This is a genomic window from Paenibacillus sp. HJGM_3 (assembly GCF_045062745.1).
GTDB lineage: Bacteria > Bacillota > Bacilli > Paenibacillales > NBRC-103111 > Paenibacillus_AA.
This window is the reverse complement of the sequence record NZ_JBJGED010000003.1, coordinates 185,402-212,264: the sequence shown is the minus strand read 5'-3', so window position 1 is coordinate 212,264 and position 26,863 is coordinate 185,402. Positions and strand designations below refer to the sequence as shown.

The following is a 26,863-nucleotide window of genomic DNA, read 5'->3' as shown; positions in this document are numbered from 1 at the left end:
CGATTGGCAGGGACAATAGTAATTAGAAAAGCCCAACCTCGAGTCCGGTTGACTCGACAGCTGGGCCCTGATACGGGTGTGCGCTTTTATTCCACCTCTGAAATATTCCGCTCCCGGACTATTGAACCGATCGTCCGAATGCACCTTCGAACAGCGTGTCCGCCAGAGGCTTGCGGCTCGAAGGCTGCTCGCGCTCCCGGTTGCGTTCCGACAGCTGGTCCTTGTCGCCGCGGTATCCGAGGGCGATGACCGCCATCGCTTCATAGTCGTCCGGCGCTTGCAGGGTCGCCTTGGCCTTCTCCTTGTCGAAGCCGCCCATCGCATGGGCGTGCAGCCCCAACTCGGTGGCGTGAAGCGCCAAGTAGCCCCACGAGGCGCCGGCGTCGAAGCCGCCCCAGCGGTTCACGTTGCCGTGCGGAGTCACTTGGCCCGCGAAGACTACGGCCAATACTGGCGCCTTGCGGCACCACTCGACATTGGATTCGTTCACGAACGTGAGGAACTTCTCCCGGTCCTCCTGCGTTCTCGCGATCACATACCGCCACGGCTGACCGTTCCCGGAGGAAGGAGCCCATCGGGCCGCCTCGAAAGCTTGCAGCACCAGTTCGTCGGGTACGGGCTTGTCCTGGAACGAGCGGGGCGACCAGCGGTTGAGGAACAAAGGCAGCACCTCGTGCTCCGGCTTGCGGAACGCGGCAGCTTCAGGGGTTAGTTTTTGCGTCATCATGAATCCCTCCTCGTGTGTATGTAAATCGAAAAATTAATAAGTAACTAATCAATAAGAAGCTTATCAACTTGGATTGTCGTTGTCAATTTATAGTACCCTTCTTTTCCCCCTCCCTAACACCAAACCGTACTGAGCCGAGCCGGTCCCACGCCTACCGATTTACAAGCCCCGACATCTGGGCAATAATGGAATCAATTCTACTTTGAAGGATGTGTTAGTACATGGCGACTTTTACCGAGATTGTGGAAACACGGATTTCCCGGATGCCGGAGGTGGCCCTGATCGGGTATCAAGGCCGGAGTATGGAGGACGAGCGCGCTATGTTCCAGCTGCTGGAAGAGCATAGACATACGATCGCGACCCGAAGACACGATACGCCTTACCTCGTCGTATCCGGCAAGTTCCCCGCTCCCCTCGTCGCGGTAGAGGTTTCGGATGCTGCACAAGTCCCTGCTGGTATGGTCGCCTTCACGCTTCCGGCGGGGGACTATGTGACATTCCGATTCAGGAAAGAGCATGTAGGGGAATTCTGGGCCAACGTTTGTACAACGGACAATCAGGCGAAGTACAAGATAGACCTGTCCAAGCCTCGGTACGAAATCTTCACCTCGGAGTTGCAGGATGCAGGTGTGATCGAGTGGTACATTCCGACTTGTTGATGGAGGGCATGCTGCATATTTTCCTCCCTTCCAACGAATAGTAATTGTTGCCAAGAAGTCGCTACCCTACGAAGGAGAAGCAGCATGAGCACATTCCTCGATATCATCGCCCGAACTGCGGTCTCGTTTGTCCTGATCATGATCATAGCGAGAATCATCGGCAAGCATACGATTACCCAGTTGACTTACCATGACTTCGTGTCTTCCATAACGCTCGGCGCCCTCACCGCCAACATTGCCTTCAACACTTATTTCAAGACCTGGCTTCTCATCGCCTCTCTGCTTACGTTCAGCGGAATTGCCTACATCATCGCTTACGTTACCTTGAAAAACCGAACATTAAGAAAATGGTTTTCGGGGAAGCCCACGGTGTTGATCGAAGGCGGTAAAGTCTTGGAGCATAATTTGCGCAAATTGAAATTTTCGCTCGATACGCTCAATCAGGAGCTGCGGGAGAAGGAGATTTTCAATATTGAAGAAGTGGAATATGCCATCATTGAGCTGAACGGGAAGCTGTCGGTTCTGAAGAAGCCCGAATACCGGACTGTGACGCGAAAAGATTTGTCCTTGCCTCCGGTGAAAGATCAGTTTCCGATCGAGGTTATCATGGACGGGAAAGTCATCAGCGAAAATATACAAAAGTCCGGAATCTCTTCCACATGGCTGACTCATCAGCTCGAAAAAAGAAAGCTGGACGTCGAGCAAATTTGCTATGCCGTCCAAGGAACGAATGGGAAATTATTCATCGACCTGTACGAGGATCAGATTCGGCACCCGATCGACGTGGAGTAAAACCGAACAAGCGAAAGCCGGAACATCGGCCTTCGCTTGCTCATTCTTATGGAGGCGGCATGATCTTACATAAAGGCGAGACTTTATTCTTACAAGGAGAAACCGGTCCGTTGTATCACTTGAGAAGCGGTTTGTTAAAAATCGTTCGAGTCCATCAAGACGGATCGCAAATCCTGGTCAATCTAATTATACCCAATGAAATTATTCCTCATCATTCTCTGATCAGCCCGAATCCTTACTACGGCACCGCCATAGCGCTCATTACCTGCGAGGTCGACGTCTTGCCCGCCGCAACGTGGTATGAGGAGCTGGAGGACAACCCCGAGCGATACCGGGCGATCGCCCTGCTGCTGCAGGACAAATTGCGCATGATGCAGCAGCGGATCGACCAGGTGACCGAGGTTACGCCTGCCGAGAAGCTCCGGAAGCTTCAAGCCTGGTTCCAGGCTTTCATCTCACCAGCCACCTTGACCGATGTGTTGACGCAGGACGAGATCGGCCAATTCCTCGGGCTTCGCCGTGAGACGATCAATCGGCTCCTGCGCAGCCAAGCGGGATCGAAGTGACCGGTCTTAATGTTGCGGCGCGAGCGGCTGGCTCCGGTTTGGCGACTTCGCTTGCGGTGTCCTCCAAGCTGCCGGCCGGCCCGAAAAATTCATAATGAATATCGGCTGCCGCAACGCCCCATTCCTTCAACAGGCTGTTTACTTTCTTCATAAACGGTACGGGACCGCAGAAGTAGAAGCTAGCCTCTTTGGTCGGAATTACTTGTTGGAGCCATGGCAAGTCGATGTACCCTTCCTTATCGTAAGATTTGGCGGCCTTGTCCTGACTCGTAGGCTGATCATAGCACCAGAAGACGGATACTTGCGGGGCGCGGCCGGCCAACTCCTCTACTTGTCGTCTCAGGGCGTGTACATTCCCGTTCTGAGCGGCATGAATGAACGTGACCGGACGATTCGGATTCGTATCGGCTACGGTGTTCAGCATGCTGACCAGCGGCGTCAAGCCCACGCCTCCGCTAAGGAAGACGATCGGCCGGGTGTCCTGCTGATCGAGCGTAAACTCCCCGGCAGGCGCCGACAGCCAGAGCACCTCTCCCGGCTGGACGCGCTCGTGCAAGTACGTCGAGACTTTCCCAGCCGGCTTGCCCGGTGCGGCATCCTCCCGCTTGACGGAGATTCGGTAGTAAGCCTTACCTGGAGCGTCGGACAGGCTGTATTGCCGGATGTGCGTATTTTTTTCGCCCGGGATGTCCATCTTCACACTCACATACTGCCCCGGCTCGAATGAAGCTAGGGCGTCTCCGTCCAGCGGCACCAGATAGAACGATGTGATCACATCGCTCTCTTTCACATTGCGCTCCACTCGGAACGCTTTGAATCCGGCCCATCCTCCCTTTTGCTGCTCGGACTCTCGATACATCTCGGCCTCGACCTCGATGAACACCTTCGCGATGACCCCGTAAGCCTCCGCCCAAGCCTGCAGGATCTCCTCCGTCGCCGCCTCGCCCAGCACATCCTTGATCGCAGCCAGCAGATTTTCCCCCACGATTGGATAATGTTCGGCTTTCACGCCAAGACTGCGGTGTTTATGAGCGATCTGCTTCACGACCGGCAGGATCGTCTCCAGCTTGTCGATATGCAGAGCCGCCGCGTAGACGGCGTTCGCCAGCGCGGTCTGCTGCCGGCCTTGGCTCTGGTTCGCATGATTGAATATGTTCAACAGCTCCGGATGACGGGTGAACATCATTTGATAGAACCGTTTGGTTATATCCGTTCCGTACTTCTCCAGCACCGGTACCGTGGATTTAATGATGCGGATGGTTTGTTCGCTTAGCATGACTAATCTCCTCGCTTTCTTGTCCTTGGATAACTCAAGTATAAGAAGGAGGAGCCGGGAGAGATGTGATTGCAATCACATCAATTGGGAATGATTTGTGAAGAAGCGCCGACTGATGCGGATAAAATGACGCCTTGAGCCAGCAATCGCCGCTGCAGCTCCTGCACGGGCGCCGTCGCTGCTGGCAGCGCCTGCTCGACGCATAGCGCGGCCGCCACACCGGCGGCTTGGCCCATGGCCATACATTGGGCCGAGTTGCGCGCCGAGGCTTGCGCACCGTGCGTGGCGGACAAGGAGCGTCCGGCCACGATCAGGTTGCTCACGCCCTGCGGCAGCAAGCAGCGGTACGGGATCTGGTAGCTCCCGTCGTCTTGCACGTACACCCAGCGCGTGTCCTTGCCTGCGCCGTGATCCTCGATCGGGGCGCCGCAGCAGGCGATGGCGTCGTCGAACTTGGCGCCCTTCACGACGTCCTCCTCCGTGAGGACGTAGTGCCCGAGAATGCGGCGGGTCTCCCGAACGCCGATTTGCGAGCTCGTGCTCAGGAGATAGGCCTCCTCGAAGCCAGGGACGCAGTCGCGCAGAAACCGGACATATTGCTGCGTCTGCCTCCGTCCCTCGACCTCCGCCAGCGTCAGCGCGTACGGATCGGTCGCATCGACACCGCTCACCCGCACCATGTTCGCCTGGATGACGCCCGGATGCGGCGTAATGTGCCACGAGCCTTCCTCGCGGGGGAGGGTGTAGCGGCCGGACTGATTCGCTTCCCGCATCCGTTCCGCGAGCCCGGCGTGGGAGATCGTCTTGGCCGTCGACGTATCGACGCCGCCCATGAAAAAGATCGTAGACAGCGACTGCAGCTCATGCGCGGCGTTCTTCTCGAACGGAGCGCCCGCTCGCGCCGCGATATCAGCATCGCCCGTCGCATCGATGTAGACTTGGGCCGACACCTCGGTCAACCCGAGCTTGTTGGCCAGTACGATGCCGGTAACCCGGCCCTGCTCCGTCTGCACGAGACTCGCGTACGTATGGAATAGCAGCTCCGCTCCGGCCTCCAGCACGAGGCTTTCGTACAGCAGCTTCAATTGCTCCACGTCATACGTAATGCCCGTCCCGGCGCCGTACGTGTTGGGCCGCTCGAACGCGGCGCCCCGTGCGGCAAGCTCCTGAGCGATCTCCCAGGGGATTCCGCCTACGATCCGGCGCTGCTCCTTCGGCGTGTAGAAGCCGTAGAACGTGTCGACACCCGTCGCTGTTCTCGAGCCGCCCAAGCAGCCTTGCCCTTCGACGAGCAGCACCCGCCGCCCGCTTCGCGCCGCGGCGATCGCCGCGCAGACGCCGGCTGCGCCGCCTCCCAACACGAGGACATCGACTGCTTTTTGATCGTGCGGTATCCCTTGCCAATTCGGCATGCAAGTCCCTCCTACAACGTACGTGTCGTACGCCAGTATTCTTCGTAAGACGCGTCGAACAGCCGCTTGGACTCCTCATCTCCGACGAAGATGGAGCTGGTGATGACCTTCGGCGGCTTGCCGGCATCCGTGAGCCGCTGCGCCACCTGGCACTTGATCGTATTCACAATAACCGTATTGCCGATCGTCGAGCCGGGACCGACCGGAGTCTCGAGTCCCTCAATGTGTACCATGGCGTCACCGGGCACCGCGCCGTTATCGATGACAATGTCGGCCAGCTCATACAGGCGCTTGCCGGAGCTGTGCTTGGATCGGCTCCGCTCGCTGTGGCCGACCGAGGTGACGGCGATGAGCGGGATGCCCCGCTCCCGCATCTCCAGCGCGATGTCGATCACGACGGCGCCCGTGCCGCTGTGGGAGAACAGCATCATGCTGTCGTGCGGGCCGTAATGCACTTCCCTTGCGATGACGCGTCCGAAGCCCTCCACATTTTCCAGGAACATCGCCTGCCGTTGACCGTTGCTGCCCACTACCGCGTGATGGTTCGTCAGCGACAGCTCCACCATCGGGTGGAACCCGGGATAGCTGCCGTAGCGCGGATACATTTCCTCGACGGCCATACGGGAATGCCCGCTTCCGAACAGGTGGACGACGCCCCCGCTATGGATGGAACGGAAGATTTGATCTACGGCGCGCGCGATCGCTTCCTGTTGGGTCCGCTCGATCCGCTCGATCACTTGCCGGGCTCCCGTGAAGAAGTCGTTCACCAGATTGGGGCCGGTATGAGAAGAATTGTGTGCTGTCGACATCGTTGGTTACTCTCCTTAGGGATGGATGTGGTTAAAGGGTTGTTACTGCGCAGTCCAGCCGCCGTCCACTGGCAATGCGATGCCGGTGATGAACCGAGCGTCTCGGCTAGCCAGGAACACAATCGCGGCTGCCGCGTCTTGCGGATAACCGACGTGCGGTGCGAGCGGCTGGAACTCGGTCAGCGCCTCGAGAATGACAGGATCGCGGACCGCCCGCTGCGACATTGGCGTATCGAGCAGCCCGGGGCAGACGACGTTCACCCGAATGTTGTCCTTGGCGTAATAAACCGCGGCGGACCGGCTCAGCGCGATGACCGCCCCGCGGCTCGCCGCATAGGCGTGTGTGGCGAAGTGGTCGCGGACGCCCACCATGCCGAGCACAGAGGAAATATTGACGATCGCGCCGCTCTTCTGCCGGATCATGCGCTGCAGCGCGAGCCGGTTGCTCCGGTACACCCCTTTAGCGTTTACGCTCATCGCTTGGTCCCAGCCCTCCTCGGTGCACCGATCGAGCGGGCCGTCCCCCCAGCGGCGGGCGCTGATGCCCGCCACATGCACGAGCACGTCAATCCGGCCGAACGACTCGTCGATTCGCTGGAACGCCTCCTCCAGCTGCTCCCCGTACACGGCGTTTGCCTGAAGATACAGGGCGCCCGGGGGATCGACGAGCAAGCTCCGCTGCTCCTCCGACAATTGCTCGGGCGACTCCAGGCCGATCACGGCCGTCTGCGCGCCTTCCTGCCGCAGCCGGCGAACGGTCTCCAGGCCGATCCCGCCGGTTCCGCCCACGACTACGGCTATTTGATCTTCGAATCTCGGATTCGTCATGATGTCCTCCCCGAACGCTTTGTCGGACGCAGGGCGTAGGCGCGAGCCGGATTGCTTCGCAGCATCCGGTCTAGATCGGCCTCCGCCACCCCTTCCGCCTGCAGCCGCGGCACGAACGTCTCCAGCAGATGCGCCATGCCGGGCCCGCCTCCATATGCCTTCCAGTAGGAGCGCAGCGCGAAATCCGTCCCCAGCAGCAGCCGGTCGCCATAGCCCGCCTCGATCATCCCCCGGATCAAGCCCACACCGCTCGAGTCGGGATGGTACTTGATACGCGAAGCATTGTCGTACTCCAGGTAACAGCCGGTTGCGGCCAGCTCCTTGTGAACATAGAGGTCCGGGTTGCGGTCCATATGGCAGATGATCACGTCGCCCGGATCGACGCCGTGCTTCATCAGCAGCTCGATCTGCTGCAGGCCGCAAGTGCCGTGTTCGGTATGCGTGGCGATCGGCACGCCGGTCTCCCGCTGGGCGAGCGCTACCGCTTCGAGCAGCTTGGCCGAGACGGGGTGGATGGCGTTATAGTCGGAGGCGCCCTTCAGCACCCCTGCCTTGGCGGCAAGCCGGTCGACGTAAGGCCCGTTGTAGCCGTGCCGGTCCATCCCTTCCTCGCATTCCGCTACGAGCAATCTCACGATCTGATCGATCGAATACGAGTAGATCCAGTGCAGATCATCGTAGTACATCGGCTTGTGAAAGCCGGTCACCGCCACGATATGCGTGTTCGTCCGCTTCGCGATGTCCGCCAGCGCAGCGGCATTCCGCCCGGTGCCCGGCGGCATGTAATCAATGAAGGTTCGGGCCCCGAGCCGTTTGCAGTCCTCCACCTCGGCGATCGCCTTTTCCACGCTGTTCAGGTGCAGGTCCTTGTTCTTCATCACGCCCAGCCCACCCTGAATGATCAAGTGCTCATGCGCGTACACAATCCCCAGCTCTTCCGCAGGCACATCACCCAAAACGGTCCTCACGCGCGCCTCTTGCTGCTCCATACGTGATATTCCTCCATTAGGTTATAATTGAAGATCGACATTTACAAATTCAACCCCTCACATTTTATACGCCGCATTAAATGAATGAGTATTATTCAAACAGCCCACAAATCCGTTTGTACGTACAAACATACTTTATAGTGACATTGTAGTTCCGTTCCCTCGTATCTGTCCAGCACAAATTACAACTGCGTTTCGTTTCGCCTCGCTTCGCGACCCAACCCTCAACCCGAGTTATTTTGGTTTTTCGCGCTATCTCGGTACGGGACCCGCCTCATCAGCAAGAGTTAGATGGTTTCTCGTGCCATCTCCGTACCCGTCCGTCCTCCATTCGCATTCCGGCACCCACTTGATCTATAATGGGGAAAAATGCAAAATGAGTCGAAAATTCGTGGATAATGAGGCGGTAGACGTTCAATGGAACTGTTTCTAGGTGTGTTGTTGCTGCTTGTCCTGATCGGGATGTCGAACGTATTGAATCGATTCCTTCCCTTCATCTCCGTACCGCTCTTCCAAATCGCGCTGGGGGCGGCGGCCGCTATGTTCGAGCTTGGGACCCATATGCCGCTCAATCCGGAGCTGTTCCTCGTGCTGTTCGTGGCCCCGCTTCTCTATAACGACGGTAAGCGCATCCCCCGCGAGGAGCTGTGGGTTTTGCGCGCCCCGATCCTGCTGCTCGCCCTGGGCCTCGTCTTCGCGACGGTGCTCGTGGGCGGACTCGTCATTCACGCGCTCATCCCGACGATTCCGCTGCCGGCGGCCTTCGCTTTGGCGGCGATCCTGTCTCCGACCGACGCCGTAGCGGTCAGTGCGTTGTCCGGGCGCATCAAGCTACCCAAGTACGTGCTGCGTCTCCTGGAGGGCGAAGCACTCATGAACGACGCCTCCGGCCTCGTCGCCTTCAAATTCGCGGTAGCGGCCACCGTGACCGGGACGTTCTCGCTGTTCACGGCATCCTACACCTTTATCCTCATCGCACTCGGAGGGCTTGTGGTCGGGACGATCGTCGCCTGGCTCCTCATCTGGATCCGCGTCTTCCTGCGCCGATTTGGGATGGAGGACGTCACCGTGCACATGCTCATCCAGATTGTGACGCCCTTCCTCCTGTATCTCGCGGCGGAAGAGCTCGGCATGTCCGGCATCCTCGCCGTCGTCGCCGGCGGGATCGTCCACGCGATCGCTCGCGACCGGACCGAGTCTTCCATGGCGCAGCTGAAAATCGTCTCGAACAGCACATGGACGGTCATTCTTTTCATCCTGAACGGGCTTGTATTCGTGCTGCTGGGGTTGCAGATCCCGGAGGTACTGGCGGTGATCATCGAAGAGCCTTCGATCAGCAACTGGCAAGTCCTTCTTTACATCATCCTGATCTCCGGAACGCTCATCCTGCTGCGATTCATCTGGATATATTCGTTCTGGCGCGGGGCGTATAAGTGGACTACCCCACAAAGTGAAGCAGGGGCTTCGGAGATTACACCTAGTACTTTGCGGGGACCCCGAAGGAATAGTACCTTTCCAAGCATGCTCCCCAAGCCCAGCCTGATCGACTCGGTGCTTACCTCTCTGTCGGGGGTACGGGGGGCGGTGACGCTGGCGGCGGCATTCTCGATCCCATATGTCCTGCAGGACGGCAGTCCGTTCCCGGAACGCGACCTCATCCTGTTCCTCGCCGCGGGAGTCATCCTGTTCACGCTGCTCTTGGCCAGCTTCGTCCTGCCCCTCGTGACGGGACGAGAGCCGGACGGTGCGGAGGAAGGCCCGAATACATCGACGCAAGCGGCTCGGGTCGCCATTATGCAAGCCGCCATCCGGGCGGTGGAGGAAGAAATCAACGACGACAACAAAACCGCCTCCCTCTCGGTTATCGCCGACTACAATCGTATGATGCAGCGGCAGCTGCGCCAGGATCTCGAGCAACAAGAAGGCTCCCACCTCAGCGAGATGGAAGCCCGGATCCGGTTGATGGCCCTTGCGGCAGAACGCAAAGAGGTAGCCCGATTGCTGGAGATCGAAGACATTACGGAGGAGACCGCCGGAGCGCTGTACAAAATGATCGATCAATTGGAGGCCGCCCTGTCGAGCCGGTTCAACCTCAAGCTGTACCAGCTCCGGGCCCGGATGGCCCGAATCACGGCCCGCTTCTTGGCGCCGTTCTTCCATCGTGGGAGACCGCATACGCTGCCGCAGGATCTGTCCGTTTTGAAAGAGACCAAGATGAAGACGTCCCAAGCCGCGATCGAAGCCGTCCGCAAGCAGATTCAGGCCAGCAACCAGTACGCCTGCCAAGCGGTAATCGGCTCCTATACGGAGATCATCGACCGGCTGAACATCGGATTCCGCCAGACGCCGACCGACAAGCACTTCCGCCAACAAAAGAAAGAGATCCGGCTAAAGGCCATCCAAGCGGAACGCAACGAAGTGCAGGCGCAGTTCGAGCAAGGGGCCATCAGCCGCGAGACGGCTAATCAGCTGCGGCGCTCGATCCATTATTCCGAAGCCTCGATGCTGGAAGCGATGGAGCTCAGCTAACGCAGAGGCAACAGCTGGACATCGGTGTAATAGTAGTGCGGACCCGGAGAGGTGGTGGTGCGTAGGGCTACGGGCAGTACGTAGACACGCGGCGGGACGCCCGGCTGCTTCGGCTCAGCCTCGACGTCCAGCCTATACGTGCCGGCAGCGAGCTCCAGCTCCACGTGCTGCTCCTTCGGCGCACGGTGGTACGCGGGCATGAACTCGAGCGCCGCCGGGCAATCGATGACCGGCCGGCCATCGAGGCTAGCCCGGATCGGGCCGTCGGCGGCGACGATCAGCCGGACGGAGCGGGCGGACGGCACCTCGAGGCGCGTGGACGCTCGGTAGCGGCCCGCAGCCGAGGCCGCGGACGCGGTTGCCATCGCCGCCGGCCAGGCGATGCGGTTGCCCGGGCACGCGATCGCCGTGCCCTCGGTGCTGGCCGCGTCGGCCGGCCCCCAGACGGTCCAGTGCGCCGCCCCGAAGAGGGCGAACGGTACGCGCTGGACCGACCAGCCGTGGCCGTCATGCCGGCGCGACCATGCAACCGCGAGCTCATAGGCCGGTTCCGGCCGCTCGCGCCCGTTCGTCACGGCGACGGTCCAGCGGACCGCTTCGCCGGGCTCGAGCTGCACCTCGGCGGGCAGAGCTGTCGAGGTGGTGAAGCCTTCGGGCAGCTCGAGCGCCAAGCGGCCCGACTGCGTGATGCGCGAGCGATTGGCGAACGTCAGCTCGAACGAGACCGTCCCGCCGAGTCCGATCGCTGGCCCTTCCGCACCGAAGTCCAGCCGCAGCTCGACGTTCGGATCGGCCACCGAGCCTTGCGGCAGCGCGTACCGGTTCTCGGTCATCCGGCTCGTGCGCCAATACTCCAGCTCCGTTGCCAGATGAGCCTGCATCACGCTGGCCGATGCTGCCCCGCTTCCTCCCTGCTTCCTCTCCTTCTCCTTCCCCGTCACCGCCGCTTCTGCGCCCGTCCAGTCCGTCGGCTGACCGTCCAAAACAACGATGCCGGTATCCCAGAACGCCAGCACCCGCTTGCCCGCCTGAATCGTCCGACGCGTCAGCTCCTCGAGATTGGACGGAGCCGGAAAACCCTTGATCGGCGCACTGACGACGACCCGGTCTCCGACCGGCTTCACCCACCGATCCGGCAGTCCCTCAGGGCCGAGCAGCATGCCGAGAATGGCGCCGATCGTTGCGGCGGTGCAGTCCGTGTCATACCCGCAGTTGACCGCCTTCAGGATCGCGTCTTCGAAGTTTTCGCCGTAGAGCCAGCCGAGGATGGTGAAGGCGATATTTTGCGGAGCGTCGGTGAAGTTGTCATCGCCATGATGCCGCTGGATGAGCGCCCGCGCCTCCTCCCAGCCGATGCCTTCGCGGTGCCACCCCACGAGATCCCGCACCGCCAGCGATGTCCGGCACTGCTCGGGAATGTAGCGCAAGCCGATCTCGATCAGCCGGTCCCGATCCCGCTCGTAGAAGATGGCGCTCTCGATGGCGGCGAAGAATACTTCCCCATAGACGCCCTCTCCTCCGGCGTGGTCCACGGCCGAATCCTGGTACGCGTAATAGGCGGCCACGTCGGGAGCGCCGGGGGCGGCCATCGCCCAGATCTCCGAGCGGATCGGCGACCCCATGCAATCGCGGAACGGATTGTTGAACGACCCGCTGACCGGCGCCTGCAAGCCTTTCCGTAGATTCGTAAGGCCATACCCGTATTCGTCGAACGGGAAGAAAATATGGTCCACCCACTCCTGCCCGAGCTCACGGCACGTCAACCCCGGCCCGTATTGCTCCAGGGCGTGCAGCCAGACGAGTTGCAGGTCCAGGTCGTCGTTCTCGAGCGGCCCGTCCGGCAGCTTCGGGTAGAAGGTCAGCTCCAGCTTTTGCTTCACCCCTTCGACCGGTGCCCCGAGCGTACCCCCGATATTTTTGCCCAGCCAACCGCCATATACGATCCGGTAATAGTCCCGTTCGTTCAATATCCGTGTGCCCATGGCCCTCCACTCTCCCTAAACGCATCGCTGCGGTGATATACTGTCAGTATAAGAGCGGACCTGTGGGCTTGCCATGAACGATCTTACGATTTGCACGGGGTCAAAACTAGTCAGAAACATACGCACTTAGGAGGCTGCGATGTACTATTCGTTCTCCCGGCTGTCCCAATTCGACGTCAAATGGGCCGATCTGTTCGACGCCAACACATCCAGCTTCGTGAATGTTCACCAAAACCCGTTCTACGAGCTGATCGTCGTGGCGGACGGGACGGTTCATCTCCAGACGGGTTCGGACAAGCTGACGCTGCAGGCGGGCGAGGCGCTTCTGCTCATGCCGTGGGAGCAGCACCGGGGCTGGAAGCCGTCCGAGCGGCAGGGGCAGTTCTTCTGGGCGCAATTCTCCTGTACCCCGGAGATTGCCGAATTCGGCGCGGAGCCTGCGGCCGAGCTTAATATTGTCCAGGCGCACCGGTCCGAGCTGCGGACGAGCTCCAGCACCGGTCCGATCGAGGACAGCCTCGTCCTCCCGAGACGATTCCAGACCCGCCACCGCTACAAGGTGCTGAGCCGGTTCGAAGAGTTGGTCGATACGCTGGAGCGGCCGAAGGGATATTTTCGCTTTCAAGCCACCTTGCTGTTGGGCGAATTGCTGCGCCTTCTCTCGACGGACTTCCTCGAGCAGAGCGAGACGCATGTGACGTTCCCCGCCTCGTACGCGGTGTTCCGCAAGCTGGTGAACCACTTGAACAATGCCTATGTGTACGAGGTGACCAAGGAGACGCTGGAGCGGGTCGTGGATCGGAAGTACGAGTACTTGTGCCAAGTGTTCAAAAAATACACCGGCCTCACCATCGTCCATTACACCCAGCAGCTTCGGATCCAGCAGGCGAAGCACCTGCTGCGGAATACCGCAGCTACCGTCCAGAGCATCGGCGAGTCGGTCGGGTTCGCCGACCCGTTCTACTTCAGCCGCACTTTCAAAAAGCTCGAAGGCATGTCGCCGCAGCAGTACCGCACGAGCGGCGCGGGGAACGGCGAAAGGCCGCCTCGAGAGTGAAGCGTTTATCGCTTCCTCCGGGCGGCCTTTCCTTACAGTTAGATGTTCATCCGCCAGTAAAGCTCGCTCCATCGCAGCTCTTGGCGCAGCCGAGTGAGGTTCGTCGTCTTGTCGATGACGACGCATTCTACGCCGGACAGCTCAGCCCAATCCGCCAGCTGCTCGACGGTTACGGCGTACGAGAACGCCGTGTGGTGCGCGCCGCCGGCGTAAATCCACGCTTCCGCCGACTCGCTGAGCGATGGCTGCGGTTCCCACAAAACGCGGGCTACCGGCAGCTTCGGCATCTCATGAGGCGGTGCGACCGCGTCGACCTCGTTCACGATGAGGCGGAAGCGGCCGCTCATGTTGACGAGCGAGGCGTTCACCGCGCTCCCTTCGCGTCCGTCGAAGATGAGCCGGGCGGGGTCTTCCTTGCCGCCGATCGAGAGCGGATGCACCGCGATGCGAGGACGGCCGGCGGCGATCGTCGGGCAAATCTCGAGCATGTGCGCGCCTAGCACGAGCTCGCGGCCCGGCTCGAGGTGGTACGTGTAGTCCTCCATAAACGAGGTGCCGACGTTGTCTGCCATCAGCTTCAGCGTCCGTACGAGCGCGGCCGTCTTCCAGTCGCCTTCCCCGCCGAAGCCGTAGCCTTGCGCCATGAGCCGCTGTACGGCGAGGCCGGGAAGCTGCTTCATGCCGTGCAGGTCCTCGAACGTGGTCGTGAAGGCCCCGAAGCCGCCTTCCTCCAGGAACGCCCGGAGCGCGAGCTCGATGCGCGCTTGTTCCATGATTGAGGCGCGGGTGTGCTCGGCTTCGGCGGCTGGAAAGACTCCGCGTGAAGTGACACCGCCGGAACCGGACACACCGTCCGGCAAGTCGTACAGCTCCGCATATTCCTCGAACAGCCGACGTACGTCCGCGTCGGACACCGCCCGCATCCGCTCGACGAGGTCGCCGATGCCGTAGCCGTTCACCGCCCAGCCGAATTTCAGCTGGGCCTCGACCTTGTCGCCTTCGGTGACGGCGACCTCCCGCATGTTGTCGCCGAACCGGGCGACCTTCAGCTGGCGGCTGTCCGTGACGGCCGCCGCCGTGCGCATCCAGCTCGCGAGGCGGTCCTGCACCTCGCGGCTGCCCCAGTAGCCCGCGATGACTTTGCGGGCCAGGCCCATACGGGCGGCGATATAGCCGTGTTCGCGGTCCCCGTGAGCCGCCTGGTTCAAGTTCATGAAGTCCATGTCGATGTCGGACCATGGAATGTCCTGATTATACTGCGTATGCAGGTGAAGCAGTGGCTTGCGCAGTTCCGTGAGGCCGGCGATCCACATTTTCGAAGGCGAGAATGTGTGCATCCAGGTCACGATCCCGGCGCAGAGCGGCTCGGCATTCGCCTCGAGGCACAGCCGGCGGATCGCCTCCGGCGTTGTAAGCACAGGCTTGAACCGGATCGAGAACGGCAGCGCGCCGCTTCCGTTCAGGCGCTCCGTCATTTCGCGCGAGTGCGCCTCGACCTCCGCGAGCGTCTCCGGCCCGTATAAGTGCTGGCTGCCGGTGGCGAACCAGAATTCGTAAGGTTGGGCGTAGATCATTCGAGTTCCTGCCTTTCGATTTGATTTGGTTTTATAAGCAACACGATTTTTCCGGCTTATTTCCGCCCACTCGACCCGATCCCGGCCAGTAACACGATTTTTCCGTCTTATTCAAATTACTCTCCAGTTGCAGCAGCGGCAGCGTTCGCGGCGATCGACTCCGTGTCAGCCCTGCCGGCCTGCTCCTTCCAAGCCTTCAGCCGCTTCATCACATCGTTCCCGCCCCGACCGAAATAATCGTGCAACCCCATGTACTCGCGGTACAGCTCCTCGTACACCGTCACATGCTCGGGGATCGGCCGGAACGTCTCCGCCTTAACCCGCGCCATCCGCCCTGCCGCTTCCACGAGGCTGTCGTAGCCGCCGGCGGCCGACCCGGCCGCCACCGCGCCCAGCATCGCCGCGCCGAGCGCCGGCGTCTGCTTGGAATCCGCGATCTTGATCTCGCGGTTCGTCACGTCCGCGTAGATCTGCATGAGCAGCCGGTTGCGCTGCGGCAAACCGCCGCAGGCGTACAGCTCATGCACCTCCACGCCGCTCTGGTGGAACGCTTCTATGATGCGGCGCGTCCCGTACGCCGTCGACTCGAGCAGCGCCCGGTAGATCTCCTCGGGCTTCGTCTGCAGCGTCAGCCCGAGTATGAGCCCGGTCAAGTCCGTATCGACGAGCACGGAACGGTTGCCATTCCACCAATCGAGCGCGAGCAGGCCGGTCTCGGCAGGCTTGTAGGCCGCCGCCTCCCGCTCCAGCCACTCGTGGACACTAATCCCTTCGCTTTCAGCAGCCTCATGCACCGCGGCTGGGACGCCGTGCTCCACGAACCAGGCGAAAATGTCGCCGACCGCAGACTGCCCCGCTTCGTAGCCGAAGTAGCCGGGGATGATGCCATCCTCGACTACGCCGCACATGCCCTCGACCGGCTTCTCCTCGGTCGCGAGCACCAGATGGCAGATGGACGTGCCCATCGCCATCACGAGCTTGCCCGGCGTCACGACGCCCACGCCGGGGACGGCCGCATGCGCGTCGACGTTGCCGACGGCTACAGCCGTGCCGGGCCGTAGGCCCAGCACCGCCGCCATCGCGTCGGTGAGGCCGCCGGCCCGCGTCCCGAGCGGCGAGACGTCGCCTCGCAGCTTCGTCTCGGCCAGATCGGCGAGCCGCGGATCGAGCGCGGCCAGGAACGCGCGGTCCGGGTAGCCGTCCTGCTTGTGCCAGATGGCCTTGTACCCGGCTGTGCAGCTGTTGCGGGTGAACCGGCCGGTCAGCTGCAGCGTCACCCAGTCGGTCGCTTCGAGGAATCGGTCGGCGGCCGCATACACCTCCGGCGCCTCGTTGAGAATTTGCCACACCTTGGCGAGCATCCACTCCGAGGAGATTTTCCCTCCGTACCGCGCCAAGAACCGTTCTCCTCGTGCCTCGGCGATCCGATTGATCTCATTCGCTTCATCCTGCGCCGCGTGGTGCTTCCACAGCTTCACCCAGCTATGCGGATGGCCGCTCCAGCCCGCCTGCAGGCACAGCGGTTCCCCCGCCGCGTCGACAGGCAGCATCGTGCAGGCGGTAAAGTCGATGCCGATGCCGACAACGGCCGACGGATCGACGCCCGATGTCCGCAGGACCGCCGGGATCGACCGCTTCAGCACCTCCAAGTAATCGCCGGGATGCTGCAAGGCCCAGTCCGCCTCCAGCTTTTGCCCCGTGCCGGGCAGCCGCTCGTCGATGACGCCGTGAGGATACGACGTCACATGATCGGCGATCTCCGCTCCGTTCGACAAATCCACCAGCACCGCGCGCCCCGACTCTGTTCCGTAATCGACGCCTATCGCATATTTCGCCGTGAAAGCCATTAAGAGTTCCTCTCCTTCCTTTGACCGTAGTAAGCGTTTGCACCATGCTTTCTGAGAAAATGCCGGTCCAGCAGCGCCTGATTCATCGGCGCCTGCCGGGGATTCAGCTGGTACGTGTGCAGCGCCATCTTCGCCACCTCTTCCAGCACGACGGCATTGTGCACCGCCTCATGCGCATCGCTCCCCCAGGCGAACGGCGCATGGCTGTTCACGAGAATGCCCGGCATGAAGGCCGGGTCGAGGCCATGCTGGCGCAACGTCTCGATGATGACCTGGCCGGTCTCCATCTCGTAAGCTCCGCTAATCTCGGCATCCGTCATCGCCCGCGTGCACGGAATCTCGCCGTAGAAGTAGTCGGCATGCGTCGTGCCAAGCGCCGGAATGGAGCGCCCAGCTTGCGCCCAGCTCGTAGCCCAGGGAGAGTGCGTATGCACGATGCCCCCGATCTGCGGGAAAGCCCGATACAGCGTCAAGTGCGTCGGGGTATCGGAGGAAGGCTTCAGCTTCCCCTCCACCACTTCGCCTTCCAGATTCAACACGACGAGATCGTCCACCCGCAGCCGGTCGTACGGAACGCCGCTTGGCTTAATGACGACAAGTCCCCGCTCCCGGTCGATCCCGCTCACGTTCCCCCAAGTGAACGTCACGAGCCCATACCGCGGAAGATCCAGGTTCGCCTCCAACACTTGCTCTTTTAGTTGTACTGACAACCTTGTCCCACCACCCACAAAATGAGATCAATTCTGATTATTATTATAAAATTGTACGTACAAATTTACTAGCATAATTTTGTTAGGGCATGGTGTGAATGAGGCGCATGGCCGATCTGTATAGTAAAAAATCTACTTTAGAGCAGCACCGAAACACGCGTACGGCTAATCTGGAAAATCAGCGCGTAGCGCCCCTCCCCCAATAAGTACGGCAAAAAAAGCCATAATCGTGCCATCCCCGCCATATCCGGCCAACCGTTCTACCAGTACGATGAAAGCATACTACCCATATTTCGCACGACAGTTCACGTTCGAAATTTGGGTGAGGAGGGATGCACATGACTTCGATTCCGTTCACAAAGGCCGAGCAGGTGTGGCGCATTCGCCCGGTCCAATGGGCCTCTGTCCGGAAGGGCGAGCTGTCGAACCGCTACTTGAACATGCTGCTGCGCTGGGTGCCGTATTGCGATTCGACGTTCGAGGAATGGCCGAACCGCCCGAACTGCGGGCATTTCTTCGGCGGATGCCATGGGTACGGCACGGATACGTCCTACCCGGCCGCGCTGTACGCCGTCTTGGCGAAGATCGGCGAGTTCGATGAGGAAGCGACCGGGGTTTCACGGGAACGGTTGAAAACCAGGGCGATCCAGGGGATCCGGTACCTCGGCTTCACGCACGGCTCCGGTCCGGAGGACTGCGTCCGGCCGCTCAGCCACAATCCGGCGAACAGCGGGTTGAAGTGGGGCCGCCCGGATGAGGATTATTTCCGCGCCACGCAGACCGGCAACAGTATCGCCGCACTCTGCACGGCCGCCCAGTTCTTGTGGGATGATCTGGACGAGGAAGCGAAGCTGATGGTGCAGACGATCGCAGCATCGTACGCTGACCGGTGGTGCGAGGTCCGTCCGAGAAGCGGAGTGTACAACGACACCCAGGAGGAAGAGAACGCCTGGACGGCTAACGGCATAAGTGCCGCGATGAATTTGTTCCCGGACCATCCGAACGCGGAGAAGTGGAAAACCGGATTCATCCGTTGGGCGCTTAATTCGGTGGTGTCTTACAAGGACTGCTACATTCAGGAAAAGGTGCTTCCCGCGAAGACTCGCCGGACGGCGCCAACGGAGATTCCACCTTTCATCAACGTCACGCTCCACGCTGACTATACGACGGAGAATCACGGCTTCGTGCATCCGGACTATCTGAAGTCCGGGATCAACCTGCGCGCGACCCATCTCGTGGGAGCCTGGATTGGCGGCGAGGAGGCGTTGTCCTGCGCTTTGTACAACAATGAGGAGATCTACGAGCGGGTTATCCTGAAGTGCATTCAGGCCGACGGCTTCGGCATTGCGGTGCAAGGTCAGGACTGGTACTACAACAAGCAGCATGAGTCGCTCTTCACGCACGCAGTCATGAACGTGGTGCATGAGCATCCGGATGCGGCGATGATCGAGCGGGACGTGCTCAGCCGGATGGAACAAGTGCAGCTTAGCCACTCCAGCGGGTGTCTCGTCGAGGAGAAGGCGGAGGAATATTGGCTCACCCCGTTCCAGTCGCTCAAGCATATCGAACCGCTCAACATGCTTAGCCTGCTGAAAAGCTTCCTGCTGCACAGCTTCGGCGGCGACGGCGTCCCTCCCAGCGACCGGGAGGCGTTCCACCGGAGAATGGATGGCGTGCATCATTATCCGTACGGGAGCTTTATCATTCATAAAACGAAAAGGGCGTTCTCCGCGTTCAACTGGCGCAGCAATGTGATGGGGCTTACGCTGCCGGAATCCGGGATCTGGAGTCTGACGCCGATGTTCAACAACTACGTCGGCACCGTTGAGTTCGAGACGTCGAACGGGGTGAAGGGGCTCACCAACGAAACCCGCGTCCGTCATGTCGAGCGCGCCCATGTGGTCCCGCAAGCCGATGGCTTCGGGGCATGCGCGGCGATTCCGCGTGGCGACCGGGAGCTGCTGCAGCATGTGGCGTTCGTGTCGCTGCCGGATGGGCGTACGGTCTATATGGAACAAATTCATGCCGTTAAGCAATGCCGGATCAGGCGAATGCATACGGGGATCATAGGCGTCCGCAACGAGCGCTACAAGCAGCTTCCGGATGTGGCGCGGGGCTACCGGACGTTGTACGGACCGGGCGGAACGGCGAAGACGTTCGAGGGAATGTTCGGCGGTTCTCCGGATGAACGGGATGCCTTCATGCCGGTCCCTTATCTCAACCTCGATCAGCAGGTCGGATTCCAAGTGCTCGGTTCGGCCGGCATGCAATATTGGAATCGTCATGAGTTTCCGAAGTATACCGGAGTGGAGAACACGCTCGTGCTGAACGCGCGGGAGCAAGTCGAACTGGAGCCCGGCGACAGCCTGCCTTCCCTCACCGTATTCACTCTGCCGAACCGCACGCTGGAGGAGACGGCCCGGCACGCGGCCGAGACGGTGCAACTGGAGGGCGCGGACCGGCAGGCGATGGTGTTCGAGTCGCAGGGCTGCCTCGTGTACGCCAACTTCGGCGACGCGGATCGGACGGTTACGGCGGCCAAGCCGCTCGCCTTCGCGCTCGGCAGTCGGCTGGCCGTCTACGAGGGGAGCAACCGGATCGAGCCGGAGGCATGGACATGGAGCGGCCGCCTGGGCTCGTTCAGCAGCGGATATCTCACCGAGGCGTGCTCGCTCACTGCTGAGCTTGCCGACGGGCGGCCCGCAGAAGAGGCATCTCCTGCGGCGTGGTCGCTCGACATAGCGGTCTTAGCCGATCGCCTGCTCATAGCCAACAACTCGTCGGAACGACTGCGGGTACAGCTGTTCGGCCGCGACGAATCGCAGCCGCACCGATCGGTGGAGCTAGGTCCGCAAGCATTCGCTACACTCCCAAGATCGTGGTAGAAAACGCATTGTACCCAAGCCTCGAGGCTTGGGTACAATAGCTTTTTAATAGGCTTAAATTATAACCTTACTTCTCCAAACCCCGGATCCAGTCCGCCATATCGCGGATCAGGACCTCCGGAACGTTCGCAGACCGGTTGTATTCCATCCCGGTAGAGATGCCGTCATATTCGGTCAGGAGATGGTTCAGCTTCGAATAAGATTTGTACGTCACATCGGTGCGGCCGGCCAGCGCCTGCTTCCACCCTTCCAGCTGGGTCATCGGCACTTGCCAGTCATTCTCGCCCTGCAGCAAGAGCATCGGCGTCGATTGGCCCTTCGCAGCCGCGGCCGCGGCGTAGTCCCGCTGTTCGTACCACCAATACGCTCCTCCGATCGGGAACTGCTGCGGCAGGTTATCTTTGGAGTACTCGGGATTTTTCACGAGCTTCGCGATCTCGTTCCACATAGCGGCGGATTGCACGACCCCCTCGACGGGAAGGCCGGCCTGCTTCATCCGCTCGATCAGCACTTGCTGCTGCTCCTGCAGCACATCCACGAACGTACCGCTCGGAGCGGAAAGCCCGATCACGCCGGCGATGCGATGACTGCTGTCCTTAGCCACGATCTTCGGCAGCACGAAGCCGCCTTGGCTGTGTCCCGCCACATAGATTCTCTTCGGGTCGATCTCCTTCGTGCCCGCCAGTACGTCGATCGCCCGGTTGACATCATCCACAGACTCCTGATCGATCGTGAATTTCGGAATCGCCTGTACTTTGAACGGATGCTCCTTCGTGACCTTTTCATACCGTAACACCGCAATACCTTGGCTCGCGAGACCGGCCGCAATGTCGCGGAAAGGCTTCGCCCCGCCGATCGTGGAATCCCGGTCATGCGGTCCCGAGCCCTGGACGAGCACGACGGCCGGGAACGGCCCCTCCCCCAACGGCTGCGTCAAAGTGCCAGGCAAGGCCAAAGCGCCTTCCCCTACCACAACCTCACGTTCCTTATAAGCATCTTGCTTGTCATACGCGGGACGCTGATAAGGCTCCGCCTGTCCGGCCGCCGGGGTGAGCGACCAATCGTCCACGAGCCCGCTCGGAGCGAAACGGAGCGTGAGCTGGATCGGCATTTTTTCGGTCACACATTCCAAGGTTACGCTGTTATGTACGGCATTCGTCTGTATGTCGACCACGTTCATCTGCAGGTAACGGCCGAACAGCGGTTTGTTGCCTTCCCAGATGGCCTTCAGCAGCGGCTCCGGCAGAACGGCTTGCAGCGTCGCGCTCAATCGGCTCCAAGCTTCGGAGTATTGTCCATTCTCCAGCTGATGCAGGAACAGAGTGGCTTGGGATCCGTAGTCTTTCTCGCTGACGACGATTTGATGGAGCTGCGCATCCCAACCGATGCCGCTGCCGAATGCACGATGTATGACTTCCAGCGGCACATATGTAGATTCGTCAATCAGTTGAACGGCGGACGACAGCTGAACGCTCTCCCCGTTAACGGTAGCCTGCGTATCCCCGATTCGTACACGAACGGCCGTCTTCCCTCGCTTCAAGTCCACACTGCGAGTCTCATCCATCCATGTCACTTGCGCGCCCAGCGATTCCGCCACCAAGCGGGCCGGTACTAATTGTTCCGCCTGCACGGCAGCCTCCGATAGGCCTTTCAATTCCGCCAAGGGTGCGGATACAGGTGCCGGTGTGGGTGCGGCTCCAGCTCCGTGCGCCACCGTCGGTACCGTTAACGCTGCCGCTAGTAGAGTCGTTACCGCCCATTTCCCATTTAACGTGATTAAGCTTTTTTTCAACCCAATCTCCCTCTCTCTCTCTTTTGATGCTCTATCTATCACGTCAGTAATACGTTTAACCGGTAAGGAAAGTTCATTACCTCTCGAAAAAAATGTTGGCCATACCCGAAAATGTGGTAGATGGAAGAAAATGAGAATATAATGGTTATATTCTGTACATCGAAAGGTAGATAGGAATGAGAAGCATAAAGCCGGGTCGTGGGCCGTCCTCACTGGGCGCAATAGGGAGTATTGCGGTAGGGGCATTTGGTGTGTTTTGGACCCTTTCAGCTGCGTCGATGGGGGCTCCTCCTTTTTTTGTAATCTTTGGTGTCGTCTTTGTTGGATTAGCCATCATTCAGGGAATTTATCACTTTATGAACGCGACTCGCTCGAACCGGATGTCATTGCTGGATATTACAGAGCATGGCGAAGAACCGGACCCTTTGAATGTTCTCGCAGCCGAACGTAAGGGCTCCCTTGAGCAACCTGGAGAGAAACAGCTTCAGATCCCGGGCAGTGTGAATTACTGTCCCTTCTGCGGAAATAAAATCACGGATCCTACCCACAAATACTGCATGAGCTGCGGAAAAGAAATTCGAGGAAACTCGATGTAAGCAGCATGCAACTTTTTGCAAACGGTGGCGCTTCCCGCGCCAAAATCCGCTATCGTCATGACTCCGCTCCTCCTGTTCAAAACGAAGGAGCCCCTACCTCGTAAGGGGCTCCTCGAAAAGTTATTTATTGCGGCAGGCTCAACCCCGCTACAGTCGTCAAAGCGACCATGCTCCCGGCCGGAACTTCGACCGTAACGGCACCGCCCGCGCCAGAGTTCACCGTGCCGGCTTCCGCGACCTTGCCGGCGCCGCCACCGTTCCAGACCAGCACCTTGAATTGGGTGTTGGCCGGCAGTGAGCCGATGCTGAACGTACCGGCGGTCCCGTCCCGGTTCAGCGCGAATACGGTCCACTCCCCGTTCGGGCCGTGGAACGGCGTGATCAGCTTAAGCCCGGTTGTATCGCTGTTGTTGTAGCCGAGCACTTGCCAGCCTTCACCGGTCGTATTGGCCATCAGCCACTGCATGTAATAAGCCGGACGCAGCGGCCAACGATCCTGACCCGGCGCCGGGTCGAACAAGTACCCGATCAGCGAGTAATCCTGATAAGTGAAGTCATACTGCGCCCGGTAAGCGTCCCACTTCGCCAGACCGGTGAAGCCTAGGTTCACAGCCTGCATGTCGAACCAAGCTTGCTCGAACGCCGCGATATTCGTCTCGTTGATGCCGGTGACGAAATCCCCGTACTTGCCCGCGAGCGTGGCGGTCAGCGCCCCGCGGCGGTATGGATTCACGTTCATGATCGGCCGCTTCGGATCGTTATCATAGAACTTGTAACCCCGTACGCCGTATTCGGTGATCGAGAGCGGCTTGCGCAAGGCAGGGTCGATTGCCTGGTAGATCCCGGTGATGTCCCGGAACCGTTGCTGCATATAGGCGGTATCCCAATAGTTCCAATAGATGTGGACCGACCAACCGTCGAGAACGTCGCCCATATGATCCGCCATATACGTGAACCAGGTCAGCTGATTGTTGTACACGAGGTCCCCGCCGACGAATTGGATGTGATCGCGGATGCCCGCTTCCTTCAGGTACGTGTTGAGCAGCCGGTAGTATTGCTCGTACAGCTCCGGCTTCACCCAGCTGGTGTTCACTTCGTTCTGAATCGTAATTTGCCGAACGGCCGTCAAGCCCCGGTTCTTCACCAGGTCGATGAGCGTGTCGGCGAATTGCCGCATATTCTCTTGCATCAGCTCCGCCTGCTTGACCGGATCGTCTCCCGGTGCACGTTCGATGAACCACCAGGTTACGTTGACGATCGCCCCCGCCTCATGCGCCAGCTCCACCGTGTGGATGAACGACTCCAACCGGTTCTCGTTGCCGGCGTCAAAGTTCACGGGCGAGAGGAAAATCCGGGTCAAGCCCGGCTTCAGCGCCTTCACTTTGGCTTCGACGTTCTCCAGCTCCTTGGGCGGCTCGTTTCCGGTGAAGCCCCGAGATGGATCGTTAAGCGCCGTGTAGAGGTGCATGTTCATTTGGGCCCCATAGCCCTGAAAATCCGGTACTACCACTCGCCCCGGGTTCACGGCAAACTCCGTGACGGCAGTCTTCGCCTCCAGCACGGTCGTATTGCCGGTCTGTTCGGTCTGCACAAGCGCCTGAGCGGAGATCGTGTCCCCCAGCGACGCCTGATCGACATTCAGCGTTAGCTTGCCTCCGGGCGAGGCCAGATCCGTTTCATTGCTGGTAGCCACATGTTTGCCTTGCGTGTCGTACAGCTTCAGCTGCAGCTTCTTGATCGTGTCGGGAGCCGTCCCCCCTGGCTGTGTCGGGGAAACTTGCAGGACGAGCTTCGTCCCTGCCGCATCCCGGAGTGCATAGGCGGAGAACGCATACTCGCTGTCCTTGGCCACGGCCGCGCCTGCCGGCAGCAGCAGGAGCAGGAGCAGCAGAGCGGTGAGACCCATTGCCGTTTTCCTTGTCACGGTGCGCATCATCATCCATTCCTCCTTAGACTAGTCAAGAATACGCTTACAAGCATACCAAATTTGCCCCCTCCCTTATATGGAAGAAGTTGCACAACTATTTCATTTTTTGTTCAAACTCCAAGCCCCTTGCTCCATCCTTCGCCACACTTCATAGAATGGTCACGATTTCCTTGCGAAAAAATGAACTGTCGGCAGGGTTTCCCGCGTATATACCGTATATAATCGTATGATCTGGTATTACCCAAAGGAGGAAGATGAGGATGGCGATCGGGACCGTAACCGTCCAACAACTAGTGGATCGATTCTCGCTGGAGGTGCTGGTGGGAGGCGAACATTTGCATAGACCGATCGAGAAGCCGAAGGCGCATCGCCCGGGGCTGGAATTTACCGGCTATTTCGATTTTTTCTCCCATGCCCATGTGCAGGTGTTGGGGCGCAAAGAAATCGCGTATTTGCATAAGCTGTCCGACGAGGATCGCAACGAGCGGATCGGCAATGTGGTGAAATATCATCCGCCTTGCTTTGTCGTGACCCGCAGCCTGGAGGGGCTGCCGTATTTGACCAAGCATTGTGAACGGGAGGGCATCCCGCTCCTGCGTACGGCACAGCCGACGTTCAGGTTCCTCGATCTGGTCGATACGTTCCTAGCCAAAGCGCTCGCTCCCGAGATCGCCATTCACGGCGTCTGCGTGAACGTGTCGGGCATCGGCATTCTGCTGCGCGGCAAGTCGGGGGTCGGCAAGAGCGAGACGGCCCATACGCTTATCCGGCGCGGCCACCGGCTCGTCGCGGACGATATGGTCGTACTGAAGAAGATCGGCCCGGAGACGATTCTCGGCACACACAATGGGACGAACAAGGAGTTTCTCGCCCTGCGCAGCATCGGCCTCGTGAACGTGTCCCGCCTCTACGGCCGGCGCGCGTTCCAGGACGAGACCCGGATCGTGCTCGACATCGAGCTCACCAAGTGGCAGGACAACGCACTGAACAACGATCTCGAGCTGGAGCCGAAATTCACGGAGTACATGGACGTCCGCATCCCGCATATCGAGATTCAGCTGCAGCCCGGACGCGACGTAGCAGGCCTCGTGGAAGCCGCCGCGAACAACTTTTATTTGAAGATGCAAGGCTACAGCGCGGTCGATGAATTCATGCGGCGGTTGGAGCAGGAGCATCGGTAACAGCTCATAGGGAAGGCTCCCTCTCAAACGAAAGTTTGTGGTGGGAGCTTTTTTCTATCATTTCTTTATATAGGCTTTCTATTGGACAACTTCCCGTTTCCAAACGAAGCACTCTCGCATCTACTACTAGGGAGTACGAACTTGGGAGGGATGCTTCGTGGCGGTATTGTTTAAACAAGTAGGGAATACGGCGAGATTCACAGCGTGCGCCGCAGTGAAGACGAAGTTGGGCGTATTGAAGATCAGCGTGGTGGAAACGCAGCAAGTCCCGAATGGCCGGCTGAACGGAGTACTGCAAATCGCTCTGAACGGGAAGCCTCTGCTCATCTCATCCGGCAGCGTATTGCCGAGATCGGCGGGATGCAATCGCAAGACGAAACCGGCCTGCGCTTGCAAGAAGAAACCTGCATGTCCGTGCAAGAAGGCAGGGAGTTGTCGTTGCAAAAAGAGAGCGAGACCCTCCTGTATCCGATCGTCGTTCCGAGCGATCAACGGCAATCTTGTCAATCAGCTGAGTCCGGCGATACTAGCCGCTTTCCGGAGGCTCAGAAGAGAGATACTCGCCTTCCGGCGGAAGAATACGGTGTCGCCGAATCTGCCCTGCTTCATCGTGTTACCTGTCTGCCGGGTGACCGAAGCGCGCGTCGTATTGAGTTGCAGAGCGACGGGAAAATCGATGTTGGACTGTGTCCGTGAAGGGGAAGAGTTCTACAATAGGTGCAAGG

Annotated in this window: 21 protein-coding genes; 9 read left to right on the top strand and 12 right to left on the bottom strand. The window is 59.8% G+C overall.

The window, feature by feature from the left end; genetic code table 11:
- Positions 1–118 precede the first annotated feature (118 nt).
- Positions 119–724 carry a nitroreductase family protein gene (locus tag ACI5FR_RS05030; protein ID WP_405451143.1) on the bottom strand — a complete coding sequence of 202 codons (606 nt, stop codon included), beginning with the start codon at positions 722–724 and terminating at the stop codon, positions 119–121.
- Between the two features lie 224 nt (positions 725–948).
- Between ACI5FR_RS05030 and ACI5FR_RS05025 the strand changes: the two genes are divergently transcribed.
- From ACI5FR_RS05025 to ACI5FR_RS05015, 3 genes are all read left to right on the top strand, one after another.
- The gene (locus ACI5FR_RS05025) at positions 949–1,386 is read left to right on the top strand and encodes a GyrI-like domain-containing protein (protein WP_405451141.1); all 438 of its coding nucleotides are present in this window, start codon (positions 949–951) and stop codon (positions 1,384–1,386) included.
- An 84-nt stretch (positions 1,387–1,470) separates the two neighbouring features.
- Positions 1,471–2,178, top strand: coding sequence for a DUF421 domain-containing protein (locus tag ACI5FR_RS05020; protein ID WP_405451138.1), 708 nt, complete (start codon positions 1,471–1,473; stop codon positions 2,176–2,178).
- Between the two features lie 59 nt (positions 2,179–2,237).
- Positions 2,238–2,744, top strand: a complete 507-nt coding sequence (locus tag ACI5FR_RS05015) for a Crp/Fnr family transcriptional regulator (RefSeq protein ID WP_405451136.1) — start codon at positions 2,238–2,240, stop codon at positions 2,742–2,744.
- Here ACI5FR_RS05015 and hmpA read toward each other — a convergent pair.
- From hmpA to ACI5FR_RS04990, 5 genes are all read right to left on the bottom strand, one after another.
- Entirely contained in the window at positions 2,707–4,020 is a 1,314-nt protein-coding gene (gene hmpA / locus ACI5FR_RS05010; protein ID WP_405451133.1) for an NO-inducible flavohemoprotein, read from the bottom strand. The two genes, ACI5FR_RS05015 and hmpA, sit on opposite strands and share 38 nt — an antisense overlap.
- Positions 4,021–4,100: 80 nt before the next feature.
- Positions 4,101–5,432, bottom strand: a complete 1,332-nt coding sequence (locus ACI5FR_RS05005; protein ID WP_405451130.1) for an FAD-dependent oxidoreductase — start codon at positions 5,430–5,432, stop codon at positions 4,101–4,103.
- Positions 5,433–5,443: 11 nt separating this feature from the next.
- Positions 5,444–6,241 (bottom strand): sugar isomerase domain-containing protein, encoded by a 798-nt coding sequence (locus tag ACI5FR_RS05000; protein WP_405451127.1) that lies wholly within the window; start codon positions 6,239–6,241, stop codon positions 5,444–5,446.
- 42 nt (positions 6,242–6,283) lie between these two features.
- On the bottom strand, positions 6,284–7,069 hold the full coding sequence (locus ACI5FR_RS04995; protein WP_405451124.1) for an SDR family NAD(P)-dependent oxidoreductase: 786 nt from the start codon (positions 7,067–7,069) through the stop codon (positions 6,284–6,286).
- Positions 7,066–8,058, bottom strand: a complete 993-nt coding sequence (locus ACI5FR_RS04990; RefSeq protein WP_405451121.1) for a phosphotriesterase family protein — start codon at positions 8,056–8,058, stop codon at positions 7,066–7,068. The genes ACI5FR_RS04995 and ACI5FR_RS04990 overlap by 4 nt, the downstream gene beginning before the upstream one ends.
- 417 nt (positions 8,059–8,475) lie before the next feature.
- Between ACI5FR_RS04990 and ACI5FR_RS04985 the strand changes: the two genes are divergently transcribed.
- Positions 8,476–10,587, top strand: coding sequence for a cation:proton antiporter (locus ACI5FR_RS04985; protein WP_405451119.1), 2,112 nt, complete (start codon positions 8,476–8,478; stop codon positions 10,585–10,587).
- On the opposite strand, the gene ACI5FR_RS04980 is transcribed toward ACI5FR_RS04985, so the two are convergent.
- Positions 10,584–12,569, bottom strand: a complete 1,986-nt coding sequence (locus tag ACI5FR_RS04980) for an ADP-ribosylglycohydrolase family protein (protein WP_405451116.1) — start codon at positions 12,567–12,569, stop codon at positions 10,584–10,586. The two genes, ACI5FR_RS04985 and ACI5FR_RS04980, sit on opposite strands and share 4 nt — an antisense overlap.
- Before the next feature lie 139 nt (positions 12,570–12,708).
- Between ACI5FR_RS04980 and ACI5FR_RS04975 the strand changes: the two genes are divergently transcribed.
- On the top strand, positions 12,709–13,626 hold the full coding sequence (locus tag ACI5FR_RS04975) for an AraC family transcriptional regulator (protein WP_405451113.1): 918 nt from the start codon (positions 12,709–12,711) through the stop codon (positions 13,624–13,626).
- A 38-nt stretch (positions 13,627–13,664) separates the two neighbouring features.
- Here ACI5FR_RS04975 and araA read toward each other — a convergent pair whose 3' ends face one another.
- From araA to araD, 3 genes are all read right to left on the bottom strand, one after another.
- Positions 13,665–15,200 (bottom strand): L-arabinose isomerase, encoded by a 1,536-nt coding sequence (gene araA, locus ACI5FR_RS04970; RefSeq protein ID WP_405451110.1) that lies wholly within the window; start codon positions 15,198–15,200, stop codon positions 13,665–13,667.
- Positions 15,201–15,316: 116 nt separating this feature from the next.
- The gene (locus ACI5FR_RS04965; protein WP_405451107.1) at positions 15,317–17,047 is read right to left on the bottom strand and encodes a ribulokinase; all 1,731 of its coding nucleotides are present in this window, start codon (positions 17,045–17,047) and stop codon (positions 15,317–15,319) included.
- Positions 17,047–17,757, bottom strand: coding sequence for an L-ribulose-5-phosphate 4-epimerase (araD, locus tag ACI5FR_RS04960; RefSeq protein ID WP_405451104.1), 711 nt, complete (start codon positions 17,755–17,757; stop codon positions 17,047–17,049). Before araD ends, ACI5FR_RS04965 begins: the two co-directional genes overlap by 1 nt.
- A gap of 338 nt (positions 17,758–18,095) precedes the next feature.
- On the opposite strand from araD, the gene ACI5FR_RS04955 reads away from it, so the two are divergent.
- Positions 18,096–20,642 carry a hypothetical protein gene (locus ACI5FR_RS04955; RefSeq protein ID WP_405451101.1) on the top strand — a complete coding sequence of 849 codons (2,547 nt, stop codon included), beginning with the start codon at positions 18,096–18,098 and terminating at the stop codon, positions 20,640–20,642.
- Between the two features lie 67 nt (positions 20,643–20,709).
- Here ACI5FR_RS04955 and ACI5FR_RS04950 read toward each other — a convergent pair whose 3' ends face one another.
- Positions 20,710–22,434: an alpha/beta fold hydrolase gene (locus tag ACI5FR_RS04950; protein WP_405451098.1), complete on the bottom strand. Its 1,725-nt coding sequence runs from the start codon at positions 22,432–22,434 to the stop codon at positions 20,710–20,712.
- Between the two features lie 176 nt (positions 22,435–22,610).
- Between ACI5FR_RS04950 and ACI5FR_RS04945 the strand changes: the two genes are divergently transcribed.
- Positions 22,611–23,030, top strand: a complete 420-nt coding sequence (locus ACI5FR_RS04945) for a zinc ribbon domain-containing protein (RefSeq protein ID WP_405451095.1) — start codon at positions 22,611–22,613, stop codon at positions 23,028–23,030.
- Positions 23,031–23,154: 124 nt separating this feature from the next.
- On the opposite strand, the gene ACI5FR_RS04940 is transcribed toward ACI5FR_RS04945, so the two are convergent.
- Entirely contained in the window at positions 23,155–24,966 is a 1,812-nt protein-coding gene (locus ACI5FR_RS04940) for a glycoside hydrolase 5 family protein (RefSeq protein ID WP_405451093.1), read from the bottom strand.
- Between the two features lie 257 nt (positions 24,967–25,223).
- On the opposite strand from ACI5FR_RS04940, the gene hprK reads away from it, so the two are divergent.
- Both hprK and ACI5FR_RS04930 read left to right on the top strand, forming a co-directional pair.
- Positions 25,224–26,138 (top strand): HPr(Ser) kinase/phosphatase, encoded by a 915-nt coding sequence (gene hprK, locus ACI5FR_RS04935; protein ID WP_405451492.1) that lies wholly within the window; start codon positions 25,224–25,226, stop codon positions 26,136–26,138.
- Positions 26,139–26,342: 204 nt separating this feature from the next.
- On the top strand, positions 26,343–26,834 hold the full coding sequence (locus ACI5FR_RS04930) for a hypothetical protein (protein WP_405451090.1): 492 nt from the start codon (positions 26,343–26,345) through the stop codon (positions 26,832–26,834).
- The last annotated feature ends 29 nt before the right edge of the window (positions 26,835–26,863 follow it).